At 69.9% G+C, this 18,738-nt stretch carries 18 protein-coding genes, 3 tRNA genes and 1 pseudogene; 19 read left to right on the top strand and 3 right to left on the bottom strand.

Annotation, left to right across the window (positions count from 1 at the left end; genetic code table 11):
- Positions 1–18: 18 nt before the first annotated feature.
- From EAO71_RS28615 to EAO71_RS28660, 10 genes are all read left to right on the top strand, one after another.
- A tRNA-Thr gene (locus tag EAO71_RS28615) sits at positions 19–91 on the top strand.
- A gap of 43 nt (positions 92–134) precedes the next feature.
- Positions 135–207, top strand: a tRNA-Met gene (locus EAO71_RS28620).
- A gap of 89 nt (positions 208–296) precedes the next feature.
- Entirely contained in the window at positions 297–461 is a 165-nt protein-coding gene (gene rpmG, locus EAO71_RS28625) for a 50S ribosomal protein L33 (protein WP_003956487.1), read from the top strand.
- An 81-nt stretch (positions 462–542) separates the two neighbouring features.
- Positions 543–995 (top strand): MaoC family dehydratase N-terminal domain-containing protein, encoded by a 453-nt coding sequence (locus tag EAO71_RS28630; RefSeq protein WP_147980726.1) that lies wholly within the window; start codon positions 543–545, stop codon positions 993–995.
- Between the two features lie 2 nt (positions 996–997).
- Entirely contained in the window at positions 998–1,426 is a 429-nt protein-coding gene (locus EAO71_RS28635) for a MaoC family dehydratase (RefSeq protein ID WP_147980727.1), read from the top strand.
- Positions 1,427–1,517: 91 nt separating this feature from the next.
- Positions 1,518–2,087, top strand: a complete 570-nt coding sequence (locus EAO71_RS28640; protein WP_187282866.1) for a TetR/AcrR family transcriptional regulator — start codon at positions 1,518–1,520, stop codon at positions 2,085–2,087.
- A 107-nt stretch (positions 2,088–2,194) separates the two neighbouring features.
- Positions 2,195–3,640, top strand: coding sequence for an MFS transporter (locus EAO71_RS28645; protein ID WP_147980729.1), 1,446 nt, complete (start codon positions 2,195–2,197; stop codon positions 3,638–3,640).
- Positions 3,641–3,732: 92 nt separating this feature from the next.
- Positions 3,733–4,791: a UDP-N-acetylmuramate dehydrogenase gene (locus EAO71_RS28650; protein ID WP_187282867.1), complete on the top strand. Its 1,059-nt coding sequence runs from the start codon at positions 3,733–3,735 to the stop codon at positions 4,789–4,791.
- Between the two features lie 135 nt (positions 4,792–4,926).
- Positions 4,927–5,445 carry a SigE family RNA polymerase sigma factor gene (locus EAO71_RS28655; protein ID WP_147980731.1) on the top strand — a complete coding sequence of 173 codons (519 nt, stop codon included), beginning with the start codon at positions 4,927–4,929 and terminating at the stop codon, positions 5,443–5,445.
- Positions 5,445–6,365 carry a hypothetical protein gene (locus EAO71_RS28660; protein WP_147980732.1) on the top strand — a complete coding sequence of 307 codons (921 nt, stop codon included), beginning with the start codon at positions 5,445–5,447 and terminating at the stop codon, positions 6,363–6,365. The genes EAO71_RS28655 and EAO71_RS28660 overlap by 1 nt, the downstream gene beginning before the upstream one ends.
- 31 nt (positions 6,366–6,396) lie before the next feature.
- On the opposite strand, the gene EAO71_RS28665 is transcribed toward EAO71_RS28660, so the two are convergent.
- Positions 6,397–7,029: an NAD(P)-dependent oxidoreductase gene (locus EAO71_RS28665; RefSeq protein ID WP_147980733.1), complete on the bottom strand. Its 633-nt coding sequence runs from the start codon at positions 7,027–7,029 to the stop codon at positions 6,397–6,399.
- Positions 7,030–7,117: 88 nt separating this feature from the next.
- On the opposite strand from EAO71_RS28665, the gene EAO71_RS28670 reads away from it, so the two are divergent.
- The gene (locus EAO71_RS28670; protein WP_147980734.1) at positions 7,118–7,720 is read left to right on the top strand and encodes a TetR/AcrR family transcriptional regulator; all 603 of its coding nucleotides are present in this window, start codon (positions 7,118–7,120) and stop codon (positions 7,718–7,720) included.
- A 21-nt stretch (positions 7,721–7,741) separates the two neighbouring features.
- Here EAO71_RS28670 and EAO71_RS28675 read toward each other — a convergent pair whose 3' ends face one another.
- Complete coding sequence (locus EAO71_RS28675; RefSeq protein WP_147980735.1) at positions 7,742–8,785, bottom strand: adenosine deaminase; 1,044 nt, start codon at positions 8,783–8,785, stop codon at positions 7,742–7,744.
- Between the two features lie 128 nt (positions 8,786–8,913).
- A complete protein-coding gene (locus EAO71_RS28680) occupies positions 8,914–10,140 on the bottom strand; it encodes a pyridoxal phosphate-dependent aminotransferase (RefSeq protein ID WP_147980736.1) in 1,227 nt (408 codons plus the stop codon).
- A gap of 203 nt (positions 10,141–10,343) precedes the next feature.
- Here EAO71_RS28680 and EAO71_RS28685 point away from each other — a divergent pair.
- The 8 genes and pseudogenes from EAO71_RS28685 to rpoB all read left to right on the top strand — a co-directional run.
- A tRNA-Trp gene (locus EAO71_RS28685) sits at positions 10,344–10,416 on the top strand.
- Positions 10,417–10,519: 103 nt separating this feature from the next.
- On the top strand, positions 10,520–10,807 hold the full coding sequence (gene secE, locus EAO71_RS28690; RefSeq protein ID WP_187282868.1) for a preprotein translocase subunit SecE: 288 nt from the start codon (positions 10,520–10,522) through the stop codon (positions 10,805–10,807).
- Between the two features lie 42 nt (positions 10,808–10,849).
- The gene (nusG, locus tag EAO71_RS28695) at positions 10,850–11,755 is read left to right on the top strand and encodes a transcription termination/antitermination protein NusG (RefSeq protein WP_147980738.1); all 906 of its coding nucleotides are present in this window, start codon (positions 10,850–10,852) and stop codon (positions 11,753–11,755) included.
- Between the two features lie 158 nt (positions 11,756–11,913).
- A complete protein-coding gene (gene rplK / locus EAO71_RS28700) occupies positions 11,914–12,348 on the top strand; it encodes a 50S ribosomal protein L11 (RefSeq protein ID WP_030318720.1) in 435 nt (144 codons plus the stop codon).
- 78 nt (positions 12,349–12,426) lie between these two features.
- Positions 12,427–13,155, top strand: a complete 729-nt coding sequence (gene rplA, locus EAO71_RS28705) for a 50S ribosomal protein L1 (RefSeq protein WP_147980739.1) — start codon at positions 12,427–12,429, stop codon at positions 13,153–13,155.
- 516 nt (positions 13,156–13,671) lie between these two features.
- Positions 13,672–14,202, top strand: a complete 531-nt coding sequence (gene rplJ, locus EAO71_RS28710) for a 50S ribosomal protein L10 (protein ID WP_147980740.1) — start codon at positions 13,672–13,674, stop codon at positions 14,200–14,202.
- A 114-nt stretch (positions 14,203–14,316) separates the two neighbouring features.
- Entirely contained in the window at positions 14,317–14,700 is a 384-nt protein-coding gene (gene rplL / locus EAO71_RS28715; RefSeq protein WP_116511090.1) for a 50S ribosomal protein L7/L12, read from the top strand.
- A gap of 542 nt (positions 14,701–15,242) precedes the next feature.
- A pseudogene (gene rpoB, locus EAO71_RS28725) lies at positions 15,243–18,722 on the top strand (DNA-directed RNA polymerase subunit beta); the annotation flags it as partial.
- Positions 18,723–18,738: the final 16 nt, after the last annotated feature.

The following is an 18,738-nucleotide window of genomic DNA, read 5'->3' on the forward strand; positions in this document are numbered from 1 at the left end:
GTAATGTCTTCATCGCTCGCCCCAATAGCTCAGTCGGCAGAGCGTCTCCATGGTAAGGAGAAGGTCTACGGTTCGATTCCGTATTGGGGCTCTGGTGTGAAGGACCCGCCTTCGGGCGGGATCCGGAACATCAAAGCGGTGTAGCTCAGTCGGTAGAGCAAGCGGCTCATAATCGCTGTGTCACCGGTTCAAGTCCGGTCACCGCTACACACGGTAGCCGATTGTGGGGTCGGTCCTTCGATCGGCTACTCTTTTATGCGTTCATCCGTCCATCCGTCCGTCCAAGGAGCACTCACGTGGCTGCCACCGACGTCCGCCCGAAGATCACGCTGGCCTGCGTGGAGTGCAAGGAGCGGAACTACATCACCAAGAAGAACCGGCGTAACAACCCGGACCGTCTTGAGATGAAGAAGCACTGCCCTCGCTGCAACTCTCACACTGCGCACCGCGAGACGCGCTAATCAGGCTCGTACACGAGGCCGTCCCCACCAGGGGGCGGCCTCGCGTCGTTTGTCGGCAACAATCCAGGAGGTACCGAGCCCATGGCGCTCGACCAGTCCTTCGTGGGCCGGACCTATCCGCCCACCGCGCCGTACGAGGTCGGCCGCGAGAAGATCCGCGAGTTCGCCACGGCGGTCGGGGACGAGAATCCCGCGTACACCGATCAGGAAGCCGCGAAGGCGCTCGGTCACCCCGATGTGATCGCTCCGCCGACTTTCGTGTTCGCGATCACATTCGCCGCCGCGGGCCAGGTCATCGAGGACCCGCAGCTGGGCCTGGACTACAGCCGGGTGGTGCACGGCGACCAGAAGTTCGCGTACACCCGCCCCGTGCGGGCGGGCGACCGGCTCTCGGTCACCTCGACCATCGAGGCGATCAAGTCGCTGGCGGGCAACGACATCCTGGACATCCGCGGCGAGGTGCACGACGCGTCCGGCGAGCACGTCGTGACCGCGTGGACCAAGCTCGTCTCGCGCGCCCCCGAGGAGGTCTGACCGTGGCTGCGAAGATCGCTTACGACGAGGTCGAGGTCGGCACGGAGCTGCCGGCGCAGTCCTTCCCGGTGACGCGCGCCACGCTGGTGCGGTACGCCGGTGCCTCCGGGGACTTCAACCCGATCCACTGGAACGAGAAGTTCGCGGTCGGGGTCGGTCTGCCGGACGTCATCGCCCACGGCATGTTCACCATGGCCGAGGCGATCCGCGTCGTGACCGACTGGGCCGGCGACCCGGCGGCCGTCGTCGAGTACGGCGTGCGCTTCACGAAGCCGGTGGTCGTGCCGAACGACGACCAGGGCGCCCTGATCGAGGTGAGCGCCAAGGTCGGCGCGAAGCTGGACGACGGCCGGATCCGCGTGGACCTCACCGCGGTCGCGGCGGGCCAGAAGGTCCTGGGCATGTCCCGGGCCGTGGTGCAGCTGGTCTGACCCCGGATCCCGGGTGGGGGCGGCCGTCCCGACGAGGCCGCCCCTTTTCCCGGGTTGACGAAGTTAGTGATTGAGTACTAACTTCAGATGCATGGTCAGGATGAGCGCAGAGGAACGGCGCGAGAGCGTGATCCGCGCGGCGATGAGGGAGTTCGCCCGCGGTGGCTACTACGGCACCTCCACGGAGGCGATCGCCCGCCGCGTGGGCGTCTCGCAGCCGTACCTCTTCCGCCTCTTCCCCGGCAAGAAGGCGATCTTCCTGGCGGCGTCCGAGCGCTGCCTGGCGGACACCCGGCGGGTCTTCCAGGAGGCCGCCGAGGGGCTGACGGGGGAGGAGGCCCTGCACTCCATGGCCAACGCCTACACCCGGCTCATCGCCGAGCAGCCGGACCGGCTCCTGATGCAGATGCAGGTGTACGTCGCGGTGGCCGCCGCGGAGGAGGCCGGTGACCGCGAGTTCGGCGAGGCCGTCCGGGCCGGCTGGATGGAGCTCTGGGAGACCGTCCACCTGCCGCTCGGCGCGGACGTCAACGAGACCACGACCTTCCTGGCGTACGGCATGCTCGTGAACACCCTCGTCGCCATGGGGTTCCCGCCGGAGCACCGGGTCTGGGAGGGCTTCTACCCCTCGGCCCGACGTCTCGGCCGGCTGGAGAAGTGAAGTAGCGCACGCCCGGGCTCCGGCCCGGGGGTCGGCCGCCACGCGTCCGGGCCGACCTCTGCTCGTTGAAGTTAGTCATCAATAACTAACCCGAAGGGTGAGCAGCAATGAACCAGCCCTCAGCCCGCCGCGGCTCCGCCGCCTGGGCCCTCGTGATCACCAGCGTCGCCGGATTCATGGCGGCCCTCGACAACCTCGTCGTCACCACCGCGCTGCCCTCCATCCGCGAGGACCTCGGCGGCGCCCTGCACGACCTGGAGTGGACGGTGAGCGCCTACACCCTCACCTTCGCCGTCCTGCTGATGTTCGGCGCGGCCCTCGGCGACCGGTTCGGCCGGCGAAGGCTCTTCCTCGCCGGACTCGCCGTCTTCACGGGCGCGTCCGCCGCCGCCGCGCTCGCCCCCGGCATCGACGCCCTCATCGCCGCCCGCGCCGTCCAGGGCGTCGGCGCCGCGATCATGATGCCGCTCACCCTCACGCTGCTCACCGCCGCCGTGCCGGCCGCCCGGCGCGGGATGGCGTACGGCATCTGGGGCGCCGTGAACGGCCTCGCCGTGGCCTCCGGGCCCCTCATCGGCGGCAGTCTCACCGAGCACGTCTCCTGGCAGTGGATCTTCTGGCTCAACGTGCCGCTCGGCCTTGCCCTGCTCCCGCTCGCCCGGCTCCGCCTCGCCGAGTCGTTCGGCACCGGCGCCCGGCTCGACGCCGTCGGCACCCTGCTCGCCAGCGGCGGCCTGTTCGGCATCGTCTACGGACTGATCCGCGGCCCGATCGACGGCTGGACCGGCGCCACCGTCCTCACCGGCCTGATCGCGGGCGGCGCGCTGCTCGCCGGCTTCGTCCACCACGGCATCCGCGCCAAGGCGCCCATGCTCCCGATGCGGCTCTTCCGCAGCCGGGCCTTCAGCGGGATCAACGCCGCGAGCCTGCTGATGTTCCTCGGCATGTTCGGCTCGATCTTCCTGCTCAGCCAGTACATGCAGGGCGTCCTCGGCTACTCGCCGACCGAGGCGGGGCTGCGGATGCTGCCCTGGACCGGCATGCCGATGATCGTCGCCCCGATCGCGGGCTACCTCTCCGACCGGATCGGCGGCCGTCCCGTCGTCGCCGCCGGACTCGCCCTCCAGGCCCTCGGCCTCGCCTGGTTCGCCCTCGTCGTGACTCCCGACGTCTCGTACGCGGCCCAGCTCCCGGCCCTGATCGTCAGCGGCATCGGCATGGCCCTCTACTTCGCCCCCGCCGCCAACCTGGTCATGTCCAGCGTCCGGCCCTCCGAGCAGGGCATCGCCTCCGGCGCCAACAACGCCCTGCGCGAGGTCGGCGGCGCCCTCGGCGTCGCCGTGATGGCCTCGATCTTCGCCGCCCAGGGCGGGTACGGATCCGCCCGGCAGTTCGTGGACGGCCTGGAGCCCGCGCTGTGGGTCGGTGCCGGGATGGTCGCCCTCGGCGCGGTGGCGTCCCTCTTCATCCCCGGGCGCAAGGCGGGGGAGCGGCCGGACGCCAGCTCCGCCGAGGCCGCGGAGAGCGAGGAGCACCGGCTGATCCCCGCGTGACCGGCGCACCCGGGCCGCGTGAGCGGCCCCTCCGGCCACGCCGGGAACGGCCCCGCCCCGACCGGCGGGGCCGTCCCCGTACTCTTGAGCCCGTGCAGGAACTCCACGACGCCCCCCTCGCCCCCCTGACCACCTTCCGGCTCGGCGGCCCCGCGAACCGCCTCGTCACGGCCACCACCGACGACGAGGTGGTGGCCACCGTCCGCGCGGCGGACGCCGCCGGCACCCCGCTGCTGATCATCGGCGGCGGCTCCAACCTGGTCATCGGGGACAAGGGTTTCGACGGCACCGCCCTGCGCATCGCCACCCGCGGCTTCGTCCTCGACGGGACGGAGCTGGAGCTGGCCGCGGGGGAGGTCTGGACGGATGCCGTGGCGCGCGCCGTCGAGGCCGGGCTCGCCGGGATCGAGTGCCTGGCCGGCATCCCCGGCTCGGCCGGCGCGACCCCGATCCAGAACGTCGGCGCCTACGGCCAGGACGTCTCCGCCACCCTCACCGAGGTCGTGGCGTACGACCGCCGCGCCGACGAGACGGTCACCCTCGACAACGCCGCGTGCTCCTTCTCCTACCGGCACAGCCGCTTCAAGGACGACCCGGACCGCTACGTCGTGCTGCGCGTCCGCTTCCGCCTGGAGGACGCCGGCGGGCAGTCGGCCCCGGTCAGGTACCCGGAGACCGCCCGCGCCCTCGGCGTCCGGGTCGGCGACCGCGTGCCGCTCGCGCACGCCCGGGAGACCGTCCTGGGGCTGCGGGCCGGCAAGGGCATGGTGCTGGACCCGGACGACCACGACACGTGGTCCGCGGGCTCCTTCTTCACCAACCCGATCCTGACCGCCGCCGCGTTCGAGACCTTCCTCGCCCGGGTGGCCGAGCGGCTCGGCCCCGACGTGGCGCCGCCCGCCTTCCCCGCCGGCGACGACGGCCGGATCAAGACCTCGGCGGCCTGGCTGATCGACAAGGCCGGCTTCACCAAGGGGTACGGCTCCGGCCCGGCCCGCATCTCCGGCAAGCACACCCTCGCCCTCACCAACCGGGGCGAGGCCACCACCGAGGACCTCCTCGCGCTCGCCCGCGAGGTCGTCGCCGGGGTGCGGGACGCCTTCGGGATCACGCTGGTGAACGAGCCGGTGACGGTCGGCGTCAGCCTCTGAGACCCCCCGGCCCGCGGCGGCCGGACCGCCGGACCCGGTCCGGGGAATCCGGTGGAACCCGCCGCGCTCCCCAGGTCGTCGAGTGGGTGACAGGCTCCCGGGACGCGGGGACCGCACGCCCGGCGAGGGGGATCGGTGGAGGGAACCGGCCCGCCCGACTTCGCGCAGTTCGCGGAGTCGGCCTACGCCTCGCTGCTGCGCACCGCGCGGCTGCTGACCGGCGACCCGCACGCCGCCGAGGACCTCGTCCAGGCCGCGCTGGTCAAGGTCTACCTGCGCTGGGGCGGCTCGGCCGCCTGGGACTCGCCCCAGGCGTACACCCGCAGGGTCGTCGTCAACCTCTACGCGACCTGGCGCCGCCGCCGCTGGCACACCGAGGTCGTCCGCCCCGCGAGCGACACCGCCCCCGACGGTCACGACATGGCCGGGGGCGCCGACGCGCGCCTCGAACTGGCCCGCGCGCTGACCGTCCTGCCCCGTGCCCAGCGTGCCGTGGTGGTGCTGCGCTTCTACGAGGACCTGTCCGTGGAACAGACGGCCGAGCTGCTCGGCTGCTCGCCCGGCACGGTCAAGAGCCGTACGAACCGGGCCCTGGAGCGGCTGCGTGCCACGGGCGCGCTGGCCGGTTACGCCGGAACGGGAAGGGGCGCGTGATGGCCGGGACACCCGAGGAGGAACCGCTCAGGCGCGGACTGCGCGACCTGGCGGGCGCCGGGCCGCTCGACGCCGGGCCGGCGCCTGTCGCCACCGTCGTGGCCCGCGGTCGCCGGATCCGCCGGCTGCGGCGCTCGCTGGCGGTGGGGACGGCGACCCTGCTGGTCGCCGGCGGCGTCACCCTCGGGGCGCGCTGGAGCGGCCCGGAGGCGGACACGCCGCCTGCCGGTCCCACCACCGCGACGCCCCCGCCGGTACAGCCCTTCGTCGGGAAGTACCCGCCCCAGCCGCCGTCCGGCCCCGGCGACCCGCTGGACGGCGGGCCCACCCGGCCGCGGGAGAACGTGCGCTACCGCTACGACCTGTCCACCGTGTGCGCCCTGCGGTACGCCGTCTTCGGCGGCCGAGTGTGGGAGCGCGCCGACGGCGGCGGAACGTCCGCCGGGGACGGGGCGACGGACCGGGTGCGCGGCTACATGAGCTGGACCGACGGCCGCTTCGACCGGGCCGAGCGGGACACGGCCGTCTTCGAGACGGACGACCGGCCGCCCCTCACCTTCCGCCCGCTGACCGGGGGGCCGCCCGCGTGTCTGGACCGGGAGCCCCGGCGGCGCCACGGGGACGCGCCCGCCGCGACGCTCGGCCCGGACCGCCCGAGCCCGGGGCGGCGGTACGTCTACGACATGCCCAAGGAGTGCGCCCTGCGCTACGCGGTCTTCGGCGGCCGGCTCTGGCGGGCCGAGGGCGACGAGGCGTCGCACACGGCGATCGACTGGGTGGACGACCTGCCCCTGGCCGCCCACATGACCCTGACCTCGCCGTCGACCGCGGTCCTGGAGTGGCCGAGCCTGCCGGGGCAGGCGCCGAGGACGACCACGTACCGGCCGGCGGCGGGACCCGGCACCGACTGCGCCCGATGACGCCGCTCGTGGGCCCGCGCCCGCCCCGGGCTCAATAGGCGACCCCCACGCCCTGCCGCACCGTCGCCGGGTCGCCGATCATCGCCAGCATCGCGTGGGCCACGTCCGCCCGCGCGAGGGAGCGGCCCCGGCCGGGGGTGCCGCCGACGACCGAGCGGTACCTGCCGGAGAGCGGCCCGTCCGTCAGCCGTGGCGGGCGTACGGCCGTCCAGTCCGTGTCGCCGGCCGCCAGCTCGTCCTCCATCACCCGCAGATCGGCGTACACGTCCTTGAGGGCGGCGTTGACGAGCGCGAGCAAGGCCCGGTCGAGGACGCCCTGGTCCGCGGGGACCGGGCCGAGCGGCGCGGCGCTGACCACCAGCAGACGCCGGACCCCCTCCGCGTGCATGGCCGCCCGTACCGAGCGGGTCAGCCGGGCGGCGACCCCGGCGTCCGCGCGGCTGCGGGCGCCGAGCCCGGAGAGCACCGCGTCCCGGCCGGCGACCGCGGCCCGCAGCGCCTCGGGGTCCGCCAGATCGGACCGGAACACCTCCGGGCCGGGGCCGTCGAACGTGAGCCGCGCCGGGTTGCGGACGACCGCCGTCACCTCGTGCCCGGCGGCCAGTGCCTGCCGGACGATCTCGCGGCCGATGCCGCCGGTCGCGCCGAAGACGGTGAGCCTCATGTCGCACCCTCCTGGGGTGGGTAAGTATTCACTCACCCTTAGAGTGAGTGTGCGCTCACCCCCTCGTCAAGCGTGCTCCGGAGGACGCATGGACCAGAAGCCGACCCGGGTACGGATCATCGACGCGGCCCGCCTGCTCATGCGGACGGCCGGCCTGGCCCGCACCACCACCAAGGAGATCGCCAAGGCCGCCGGCTGCTCGGAGGCCGCGCTCTACAAGTACTTCACGAGCAAGGAGGAGCTGTTCGTGACCGTGCTGAACGAGCGGCTGCCCGGACTCGGCAGCCTCCTCGGCACGCTCGCCGCCGACCCCGGCGGACGCTCCGTCGAGGAGAACCTCACGGAGGTGGCCCGCCAGGCCGCGCTCTTCTACGAGCAGACCTTCCCGATGGCCGCCTCCCTCTACGCCGAGCCCCAGCTCAGGCGCCGCCACGAAGAGGCCATGCGCGAACTGGGCGTCGGCCCCCACAAGCCGATCGAGGGACTCGCGGACTACCTCCGCGCCGAGCAGCGGCTCGGACGGGTCGCCCCGGACGCCGACCCCCACGCCGCCGCGTCCCTGCTGCTCGGGGCCTGCGTGCAGCGGGCCTTCGCCTACGAGATGACCGAGGACCGCAGGCCCCCGACCTCGCTGGACGCGTTCGCCGCGGGCCTCGCCCGCACGCTCACGGCCGGGATCGCCGCCGCGTAGGGCCCGATCGCGCCCCCGCGGTCAGGCCGCCGGGACCGCCAGCCAGTCGTCGATGCCGGCCAGCAGCTTGTTCCGGACGTCCTCCGGAGCCGCCGAACCGCGCACCGACTGGCGGGCCAGCTCGGCCAGTTCGGCGTCCGTGAAGGCGTGGTGCCGGCGGGCGATCTCGTACTGGGCCGCCAGCCGCGAGCCGAAGAGCAGCGGGTCGTCCGCGCCCAGGGCCATCGGCACCCCGGCCTCGAAGAGCGTCCGCAGGGGGACGTCCTCGGGCTTCTCGTACACGCCGAGGGCCACGTTCGACGCCGGGCAGACCTCGCAGGTCACGCCCCGCTCGGCCAGCTTGCGCAGCACCCGGGGGTCCTCCGCCGCCCGCACCCCGTGCCCCACCCTCGACGCCCGCAGATCGTCCAGGCAGTCCCGGACCGACGCCGGACCGGTCAGCTCACCGCCGTGCGGCGCGGCCAGCAGCCCGCCCTCCCGCGCGATCGCGAAGGCGCGGTCGAAATCGCGGGCCATGCCCCGGCGCTCGTCGTTGGACAGCCCGAAGCCGACCACGCCCCGGTCCGCGTACCGCACCGCGAGCCGCGCCAGGGTCCTGGCCTCCAGGGGGTGCTTCATCCGGTTCGCCGCGACCAGCACCCGCATGCCGAGGCCGGTCTCGCGCGCCGCCTCGTCGACGGCGTCCAGGATGATCTCCATGGCCGGGATCAGCCCGCCGAGCAGGGGTGCGTACGAGGTCGGGTCGACCTGGATCTCCAGCCACCCCGAGCCGTCCCGCACGTCCTCCTGGGCCGCCTCGCGGACCAGGCGCCGGATGTCCTCGGGCTCCCGCAGGCAGGACCGGGCGAGATCGTAGAGCCGCTGGAAGCGGAACCAGCCGCGCTCGTCGGTCGCCCGCAGCTTGGGCGGGGTGCCGCTGCTCAGCGCCTCGGGCAGGTGCACGCCGTACTTGTCGGCGAGCTCGATGAGCGTCGTGGGTCGCATCGAGCCGGTGAAGTGCAGATGCAGATGGGCCTTGGGCAGCAGGTTGATGTCACGGGAAGGGTGCTCGGAAACGTGCTCCATTGAAGGATCTTGCCGCACTCGAATGGACGAATACAGCCCCTTTCCCCGATCGGGACCTTGCTCGAACGTGAAAACGGGCCCCCGGTTCCAGGGAACCGGGGGCCCGTTCGCACGTGGCGGGAAGCGCGTCAGTCGCGTGCCTCGGCGAGGAGCTTCTGCATCCGGGACACGCCCTCGACCAGGTCCTCGTCACCCAGCGCGTAGGAGAGGCGCAGGTAGCCGGGCGTCCCGAAGGCCTCGCCCGGGACGACCGCGACCTCGGCCTCGTCCAGGATCAGGGCGGCCAGCTCGACCGAGGTCTGCGGGCGCTTGCCGCGGATCTCCTTGCCGAGCAGGGCCTTCACCGAGGGGTACACGTAGAACGCGCCCTCCGGGGTCGGGCAGAGGACGCCCTCGATCTCGTTGAGCATCCGCACGATCGTCTGGCGGCGCCGGTCGAAGGCGCGGCCCATCTCCGCGACGGCCTCCAGGTCGCCCGAGACGGCGGCGAGCGCGGCCACCTGCGCCACGTTGCTGACGTTGGAGGTGGCGTGCGACTGCAGGTTGGTCGCGGCCTTCACGACGTCCTTCGGACCGATGATCCACCCCACGCGCCAGCCGGTCATCGCGTACGTCTTGGCGACGCCGTTGACGACGATGCACTTGTCGCGCAGCGCCGGCATGACCGACGGCAGGGAGACGGCGCTCGCCCCGCCGTAGACCAGGTGCTCGTAGATCTCGTCCGTCAGCACCCACAGGCCGTGCTCGACGGCCCAGCGGCCGATCGCCTCGGTCTCGGCCTCGCTGTAGACGGCGCCGGTCGGGTTGGACGGGGAGACGAAGAGGACGACCTTGGTCTTCTCCGTGCGCGCGGCCTCCAGCTGCTCCACCGAGACGCGGTAGCCGGTGGTCTCGTCGGCGACGACCTCGACCGGGACACCGCCCGCGAGCCGGATCGACTCGGGGTAAGTGGTCCAGTACGGGGCCGGGACGATGACCTCGTCGCCCGGGTCGAGGATCGCGGCGAACGCCTCGTAGATCGCCTGCTTGCCGCCGTTGGTCACCAGGATCTGGGAGGGGTCGACCTCGTAGCCGGAGTCGCGCAGCGTCTTGGCGGCGATCGCGGCCTTCAGCTCGGGCAGGCCGCCGGCCGGCGTGTAGCGGTGGTACTTCGGGTTCTTGCACGCCTCCACGGCGGCTTCGACGATGTAGTCCGGCGTCGGGAAGTCGGGCTCACCCGCGCCGAAGCCGATCACCGGACGCCCGGCGGCCTTGAGGGCCTTGGCCTTGGCGTCGACGGCGAGGGTGGCGGACTCGGAGATCGCACCGATGCGGGCGGAGACCCGGCGCTCGGTCGGAGGGGTAGCAGCGCTCATGCGGCCATGCTCCCAGACGGCCTCGGGACCCGGTACACAGGTTTCGAGGAGCGGACAGGAACGGTCATTCCCGGTCGTACGCGCGTCCGGTGGCAGGTCGGGGCGCCTTCTGTTCGACGTGGGGCCCCATCACCACGTACACTCACTGCTCGTTGGCCCGCACCGACCACATCTCACGATGCGGTAGGTTGGGGGAGCCACAAAGGGTCGTAGCTCAATTGGTAGAGCACCGGTCTCCAAAACCGGCGGTTGGGGGTTCAAGTCCCTCCGGCCCTGCTACACACACCGCCAGGATGTGTGCGCATGTACGTACTTCAATGCACCGCCGTGCGGCTCATTCGGGCACGGCACTGCCATGACCCGGGATCAGGTGAGAAGCGTGACGGACGCCGTGGGCTCCATCGACATGCCTGATGCCGAGGACGAGGCGCCGGACTCGAAGAAGAGGCCGCGCAAGGGCGGCAAGCGCGGGAAGAAGGGCCCCCTGGGCCGCCTCGCGCTCTTCTACCGCCAGATCATCGCGGAACTCCGCAAGGTCGTCTGGCCCACTCGCAGCCAGCTGACGACGTACACCACGGTAGTGATTGTCTTCGTTGTCATCATGATCGGCCTTGTGACCGTGATTGACTATGGCTTCCAGGAAGCAGTCAAGTACGTCTTCGGCTGATTTCTTGTTCCACCCATCTGTATCCAGGAAGAAGCAGCCACCGTGTCTGACCCGAACCTGAACGACGCCGTCGATTCTGTCGAGTCCGTTGAGGACGAGCTCGACATCGTCGAGGCGGCCGACGAGGACCAGGCCGAGGCTGCTGACGCCGCTGCGGGCGAGGCGGCCGAGGCTGCCGCCCTGCACGTCGAGGACACCGACGAGACCGAGGACGCCGACGCCGAGGAGTCCGACGAGGACGCCGAGGCCGAGGACGAGGACGACGAGTCCGAGAACGCGTCCGCCGAGGGTGACGAGGAAGAGGACGAGGCCGCGGAGCCCGCCGCTCCCGTCGACCCGATCCAGGCCCTCCGCGACGAGCTGCGTCTCCTGCCCGGCGAGTGGTACGTGATCCACACCTACGCGGGCTACGAGAAGCGCGTGAAGGCCAATCTCGAGCAGCGTGCCGTCTCGCTGAACGTCGAGGAGTTCATCTACCAGGCCGAGGTGCCCGAGGAAGAGATCGTCCAGATCAAGAACGGCGAGCGCAAGAACGTCCGGCAGAACAAGCTGCCCGGTTACGTTCTCGTCCGCATGGATCTGACGAACGAGTCCTGGGGCGTCGTCCGCAACACCCCCGGCGTCACCGGCTTCGTGGGCAACGCCTACGACCCGTACCCGCTGACCCTCGACGAGATCGTCAAGATGCTCGCCCCCGAGGCCGAGGAGAAGGCCGCCCGCGAGGCCGCCGAGGCCGAGGGCAAGCCGGCGCCGGCCCGCAAGGTCACCGTCGAGGTCCTGGACTTCGAGGTCGGCGACTCGGTCACCGTCACCGACGGCCCCTTCGCCACCCTTCAGGCCACGATCAACGAGATCAACGCCGACTCGAAGAAGGTCAAGGGCCTCGTCGAGATCTTCGGTCGCGAGACCCCGGTCGAGCTCAGCTTCGACCAGATCCAGAAGAACTAGTCCCACAGGTTTCCGACCAGGTCAGAGTGGCTCTCGTAGCCGCTCTGACCTGCTCGGTTTTTAGCCGCGCGTGTATACCCGTTATCGTTGTGCGGTATGCCTGCATCCGGATGACCGGATGGCGGGCTGAACACTCTCACTAGGACCCGGAGAGAGCAATGCCTCCCAAGAAGAAGAAGGTCACGGGGCTTATCAAGCTCCAGATCAACGCTGGTGCGGCCAACCCGGCCCCGCCGGTCGGTCCCGCGCTGGGCCAGCACGGCGTCAACATCATGGAGTTCTGCAAGGCCTACAACGCCGCGACCGAGTCGCAGCGTGGCATGGTCGTGCCGGTGGAGATCACGGTCTACGAGGACCGCTCCTTCACCTTCATCACCAAGACTCCGCCGGCCGCCAAGCTGATCCTCAAGGCCGCGGGTGTGGACAAGGGCTCCGGCGAGCCGCACAAGACCAAGGTCGCCAAGCTCACGGCCGCCCAGGTCCGCGAGATCGCCACGGTCAAGCTCCCCGACCTGAACGCCAACGACCTCGACGCCGCGTCGAAGATCATCGCCGGCACCGCCCGTTCCATGGGCATCACGGTCGAAGGCTGATCAGCCCCTTCGTGACCTCAGTGGTAGGGCCGGCGCGGCCCGCACCACGACTCCATACCTGAACCAACAGGAGCAGAAGTGAAGCGCAGCAAGGCTCTCCGCAGCGCGGACGCCAAGATCGACCGGGAGCGGAACTACGCCCCCCTCGAGGCCGTCCGTCTCGCCAAGGACACCGCCGCCACCAAGTTCGACGGCACCGTCGAGGTCGCCTTCCGCCTGGGCGTCGACCCGCGCAAGGCCGACCAGATGGTCCGTGGCACCGTGAACCTCCCGCACGGCACCGGTAAGACCGCCCGGGTCCTGGTCTTCGCGACCGGTGACCGTGCCGAGGCCGCGATCGCCGCGGGCGCCGACATCGTCGGCTCCGACGAGCTCATCGACGAGATCTCCAAGGGCAACCGCCTGAACGAGTTCGACGCCGTGGTGGCCACCCCGGACCTCATGGGCAAGGTCGGCCGCCTCGGCCGCGTCCTCGGCCCGCGTGGTCTCATGCCGAACCCGAAGACCGGAACCGTCACCCCCGACGTCGTGAAGGCTGTCAACGACATCAAGGGCGGCAAGATCGAGTTCCGCGTCGACAAGCACTCGAACCTGCACTTCATCATCGGCAAGGTCTCCTTCGACGAGACGAAGCTGGTCGAGAACTACGCCGCGGCTCTGGAGGAGATCCTCCGTCTGAAGCCGTCCGCCGCCAAGGGCCGCTACATCAAGAAGGCGACCCTGACGACGACGATGGGCCCCGGCATCCCGCTGGACTCCAACCGCACCCGCAACCTCCTCGTCGAGGAGGACCCGGCAGCTGTCTGACCGGGCTGAGCCTCCGGGCTCGTGCAGTGCAACCAGAACCGGCCCCCCGCCCCTCCTCGGAGGCGCGGGGGGCCGGTTCCGTGTGCGGCGCCGTCACCCGCCCCGGACGCCGTGCGACCGCACGACGGCGGCCATCGAGCTGACGGGCGTCCAGGGACGGACCCCCGGCGCCGTGGACGTCACCGTGAGGGCTCCGTGCCGGCTGCCGAAGGACCTCGGGGGCGACTCCTCGGACCCCGGCCGGAGCTGGGCCGTACGGGCGGATTTGCTCGTTGCCGACACCTTCACGTACTCTTCCAGAGAAGCCAAAGACCGCTGGTCGTTGCTGTGTGCTCGCAAGAGGGCGCAGTGGCCGAAGGTTCGCTGAGATGCGGACGGCCCGCGTAGGTGATCGTGGAAGAGTTCCCGGATTCTCGAATCCGGTCGAGCTATGCCCCGTGCGCCTGCGCCGGGGCGTTTTGTTTTGTATCAGCCCCTTCTGAGCGGTCCTCATCACCCGGAAGGAGGCCGACGCTCATGGCAAGGCCCGACAAGGCTGCCGCGGTAGCCGAGCTCAAGGACAAGTTCCAGAGCTCGAACGCCGTCGTGCTGACCGAGTACCGGGGTCTCACCGTGGCGCAGCTCAAGACGCTGCGTCGTTCGCTCGGTGAGAACGCCCAGTACGCCGTGGTGAAGAACACGCTGACCAAGATTGCGGCCAACGAGGCCGGGATCACCTCGCTCGACGACCAGTTCACCGGTCCGACGGGCGCTGCCTTCATCACCGGTGACCCGGTGGAGTCGGCCAAGGGTCTTCGTGACTTCGCCAAGGACAACCCGAACCTCGTCATCAAGGGCGGTGTCCTTGACGGCAAGGCGCTGTCCGCCGACGAGATCAAGAAGCTTGCGGACCTCGAGTCCCGCGAGGTTCTGCTCAGCAAGCTGGCCGGCGCGTTCAAGGGCAAGCAGTCCCAGACTGCCTCGCTCCTCCAGGCGCTGCCGTCGAAGTTCGTCCGCACCGCGGAGGCGCTTCGCGTCAAGCTCGCCGAGCAGGGCGGTGCCGAGTAACTCGGCTCGCGCAATGACCGCCACCCCACCAGGGGGGACGGTCGCAGCGGGCCGACAGTACGCCCGCCTACATGTACATCGGCACCAGCCGAATTAGTGGAAGGATCGCCCATCATGGCGAAGCTCTCTCAGGACGACCTCCTCGCCCAGTTCGAGGAGATGACCCTCATCGAGCTCTCCGAGTTCGTGAAGGCCTTCGAGGAGAAGTTCGACGTCACCGCCGCCGCGGCCGTCGCCGTCGCCGGTCCGGCCGGCCCGGGCGCCGCTGCCGAGGCCGTCGAGGAGCAGGACGAGTTCGACGTCATCCTCACGGGTGCCGGCGAGAAGAAGATCCAGGTCATCAAGGTCGTGCGTGAGCTGACCTCCCTCGGCCTGAAGGAGGCCAAGGACCTCGTCGACGGCACCCCGAAGCCGGTCCTCGAGAAGGTCGCCAAGGAGGCCGCGGAGAAGGCTGCCGAGTCCCTCAAGGCCGCCGGCGCGTCCGTCGAGGTCAAGTAACACCTCGCGAGTCTCCTGACTCGCTCAGGCGCCCTTCTGGCGCCTCGTGAAGGGCGATCACCCATCCGGGTGGTCGCCCTTCGGCGTACCCGGAACAGGGCGTGGCGGGGGTCGTGGGACCCCGCGGGAGCGGAGTATGGTGATCTTCGCCGTGCGCCCCGCCGAACGGGGGGCCTTGACGAACCGCACGCAGCGCGCAATTCTCAGGACGCGTCGTCACAACGATCCGTATCCGAGGCATGGATCGACGGCGGAACGGGCAGTATCGAGGTGCGCCACACGGCGCGAGGTACCGCGGAGTTGAGAACAACGAGGGTCGCGAATTATTCGCCCTGGACATCAGTGGGCCAAGTGGCTACACTGTCCCTTTGCGCTGCCTGTTAGCTGCCCCCTGCCCGTCACCTGGGGCATACTCTCGCGAAGCACCGTCGACAGACCCGACCTGACCTGGCTCTTCAGTCCGTTTCAGGAGTGTCCGTCCCAGTGCCCCGCAAGGGACCGGTACGCGCGTAGTGAGTCCGAGCCCTCGGAAGGACCCCCTCTTGGCCGCCTCGCGCAACGCCTCGACCAATACGAACAACGGCGCCAGCACCGCCCCGCTGCGCATCTCCTTTGCAAAGATCAAGGAGCCCCTCGAGGTTCCGAACCTCCTCGCGCTGCAGACCGAGAGCTTTGACTGGCTTCTCGGGAACGCCGCCTGGAAGGCTCGCGTCGAGGCAGCCCTTGAGTCGGGACAGGACGTCCCCAGGAAGTCGGGTCTGGAGGAGATCTTCGAGGAGATCTCCCCGATCGAGGACTTCTCCGGGTCGATGTCGCTGACCTTCCGCGACCACCGTTTCGAGCCGCCGAAGAACTCGATCGACGAGTGCAAGGACCGTGACTTCACGTACGGTGCCCCGCTCTTCGTCACCGCCGAGTTCACCAACAACGAGACCGGCGAGATCAAGTCCCAGACGGTCTTCATGGGCGACTTCCCGCTCATGACCAACAAGGGCACCTTCGTCATCAACGGCACCGAGCGTGTCGTCGTGTCGCAGCTCGTCCGCTCGCCGGGTGTCTACTTCGACTCCTCCATCGACAAGACGTCCGACAAGGACATCTTCTCGGCCAAGATCATCCCGTCCCGGGGTGCCTGGCTGGAGATGGAGATCGACAAGCGCGACATGGTCGGTGTCCGCATCGACCGCAAGCGCAAGCAGTCCGTCACCGTCCTGCTCAAGGCGCTCGGCTGGACCACCGAGCAGATCCTGCAGGAGTTCGGCGAGTACGAGTCCATGCGCGCCACCCTGGAGAAGGACCACACCCAGGGCCAGGACGACGCGCTGCTCGACATCTACCGCAAGCTCCGCCCGGGCGAGCCGCCGACGCGCGAGGCCGCTCAGACGCTGCTCGAGAACCTCTACTTCAACCCGAAGCGCTACGACCTCGCGAAGGTCGGCCGCTACAAGGTGAACAAGAAGCTCGGCGCGGACGAGCCGCTGGACGCCGGCGTGCTCACCACGGACGACGTCATCGCGACGATCAAGTACCTGGTGAAGCTCCACGCGGGCGAGACCGAGACGATCGGCGAGTCGGGCCGGGAGATCGTCGTCGAGACCGACGACATCGACCACTTCGGCAACCGTCGTCTGCGCAACGTCGGCGAGCTCATCCAGAACCAGGTCCGCACGGGTCTGGCTCGTATGGAGCGCGTCGTGCGCGAGCGCATGACCACCCAGGACGTCGAGGCGATCACGCCGCAGACCCTGATCAACATCCGGCCGGTCGTCGCCTCCATCAAGGAGTTCTTCGGCACCAGCCAGCTGTCGCAGTTCATGGACCAGAACAACCCGCTGTCGGGTCTCACCCACAAGCGCCGTCTCTCGGCGCTCGGCCCGGGTGGTCTCTCCCGTGAGCGGGCCGGCTTCGAGGTCCGAGACGTGCACCCGTCCCACTACGGACGCATGTGCCCGATCGAGACCCCCGAAGGCCCGAACATCGGTCTGATCGGTTCGCTCGCCTCGTACGGCCGCGTCAACGCGTTCGGCTTCATCGAGACGCCGTACCGCAAGGTCGTCGACGGTCAGGTCACCGACGAGGTCGACTACATCACCGCCGACGAGGAGGACCGCTTCGTCATCGCCCAGGCGAACGCGACCCTGAACGACGAGCTGCAGTTCACCGAGGCTCGCGTCCTGGTCCGCCGCCGTGGTGGCGAGGTCGACTACGTCCCGCCGACCGAGGTCGACTACATGGACGTCTCGCCGCGCCAGATGGTGTCGGTCGCGACGGCGATGATCCCCTTCCTCGAGCACGACGACGCCAACCGTGCCCTCATGGGCGCGAACATGATGCGTCAGGCGGTGCCGCTGATTAAGTCCGAGGCCCCGCTCGTCGGCACCGGCATGGAGTACCGCTGTGCCACCGACGCCGGCGACGTCATCAAGGCGGAGAAGGACGGTGTGATCCAGGAGGTCTCGGCCGACTACATCACCGTCACGAACGACGACGGCACGTACACCACGTACCGCATCGCCAAGTTCTCCCGCTCGAACCAGGGCACCTCGGTCAACCAGAAGGTCGTCGTCTCCGAGGGCGACCGGGTCATCGAGGGCCAGGTCCTCGCCGACGGCCCGGCCACCGAGAACGGTGAGATGGCGCTCGGCAAGAACCTGCTCGTGGCGTTCATGCCGTGGGAGGGCCACAACTACGAGGACGCGATCATCCTGTCGCAGCGCCTCGTGCAGGACGACGTCCTCTCCTCGATCCACATCGAGGAGCACGAGGTCGACGCCCGTGACACCAAGCTGGGCCCCGAGGAGATCACCCGGGACATCCCGAACGTCTCCGAGGAGGTCCTCGCGGACCTCGACGAGCGCGGCATCATCCGGATCGGTGCCGAGGTCGTCGCCGGCGACATCCTCGTCGGCAAGGTCACGCCCAAGGGTGAGACCGAGCTGACCCCGGAGGAGCGTCTGCTCCGCGCGATCTTCGGTGAGAAGGCCCGTGAGGTCCGTGACACCTCGCTGAAGGTGCCGCACGGCGAGACCGGCAAGGTCATCGGCGTCCGCGTCTTCGACCGCGAGGAGGGCGACGAGCTTCCCCCGGGCGTGAACCAGCTGGTCCGCGTCTACGTCGCCCAGAAGCGCAAGATCACCGACGGTGACAAGCTCGCCGGCCGTCACGGCAACAAGGGCGTCATCTCCAAGATCCTGCCGATCGAGGACATGCCGTTCCTGGAGGACGGCACCCCGGTCGACATCATCCTGAACCCGCTGGGTGTCCCGTCCCGAATGAACCCGGGACAGGTCCTGGAGATCCACCTCGGCTGGCTCGCCAGCCGCGGCTGGGACGTCTCCGGCCTCGCGGACGAGTGGGCGCAGCGCCTCCAGGTGATCGGCGCCGACGAGGTCAAGCCCGGCACGAACGTCGCCACCCCGGTGTTCGACGGTGCCCGCGAGGACGAGATCTCCGGTCTCTTCGAGCACACCATCCCGAACCGCGACGGCGACCGTCTGGTCCTGCCGTCCGGCAAGGCGCGTCTGTTCGACGGCCGCTCCGGCGAGCCGTTCCCGGACCCGATCTCGGTCGGGTACATGTACATCCTCAAGCTGCACCACCTGGTCGACGACAAGCTGCACGCCCGGTCGACCGGCCCGTACTCGATGATCACCCAGCAGCCGCTGGGTGGTAAGGCCCAGTTCGGTGGCCAGCGCTTCGGTGAGATGGAGGTGTGGGCGCTGGAGGCGTACGGCGCCGCTTACGCCCTCCAGGAGCTGCTGACGATCAAGTCCGACGACGTGACCGGCCGCGTGAAGGTCTACGAGGCCATCGTCAAGGGCGAGAACATCCCTGAGCCCGGCATCCCCGAGTCCTTCAAGGTGCTCATCAAGGAGATGCAGTCCCTGTGCCTCAACGTGGAGGTGCTGTCCTCGGACGGCATGTCCATCGAGATGCGCGACACCGACGAGGACGTCTTCCGCGCGGCGGAGGAGCTCGGTATCGACCTGTCCCGGCGCGAGCCGAGCAGCGTCGAAGAAGTTGACGTCGAGCACTATG

This window comes from Streptomyces sp. MS191 (assembly GCF_008042125.1).
Classification (GTDB): Bacteria; Actinomycetota; Actinomycetes; order Streptomycetales; family Streptomycetaceae; genus Streptomyces.

Bases quoted from the DNA above. Each gene is read 5' to 3' on its own strand.
- EAO71_RS28630 (WP_147980726.1), top strand. From the start codon at position 543: ATGGCGCTCGACCAGTCCTTCGTGGGCCGGACCTATCCGCCCACCGCG.
- EAO71_RS28640 (WP_187282866.1), top strand. From the start codon at position 1,518: ATGGTCAGGATGAGCGCAGAGGAACGGCGCGAGAGCGTGATCCGCGCG.
- EAO71_RS28645 (WP_147980729.1), top strand. From the start codon at position 2,195: ATGAACCAGCCCTCAGCCCGCCGCGGCTCCGCCGCCTGGGCCCTCGTG.
- EAO71_RS28660 (WP_147980732.1), top strand. From the start codon at position 5,445: ATGGCCGGGACACCCGAGGAGGAACCGCTCAGGCGCGGACTGCGCGAC.
- EAO71_RS28665 (WP_147980733.1), bottom strand. From the start codon at position 7,029: ATGAGGCTCACCGTCTTCGGCGCGACCGGCGGCATCGGCCGCGAGATC.
- EAO71_RS28670 (WP_147980734.1), top strand. From the start codon at position 7,118: ATGGACCAGAAGCCGACCCGGGTACGGATCATCGACGCGGCCCGCCTG.
- EAO71_RS28675 (WP_147980735.1), bottom strand. From the start codon at position 8,785: ATGGAGCACGTTTCCGAGCACCCTTCCCGTGACATCAACCTGCTGCCC.
- EAO71_RS28680 (WP_147980736.1), bottom strand. From the start codon at position 10,140: ATGAGCGCTGCTACCCCTCCGACCGAGCGCCGGGTCTCCGCCCGCATC.
- rplK (WP_030318720.1), top strand. From the start codon at position 11,914: ATGCCTCCCAAGAAGAAGAAGGTCACGGGGCTTATCAAGCTCCAGATC.
- rplJ (WP_147980740.1), top strand. From the start codon at position 13,672: ATGGCAAGGCCCGACAAGGCTGCCGCGGTAGCCGAGCTCAAGGACAAG.
- rplL (WP_116511090.1), top strand. From the start codon at position 14,317: ATGGCGAAGCTCTCTCAGGACGACCTCCTCGCCCAGTTCGAGGAGATG.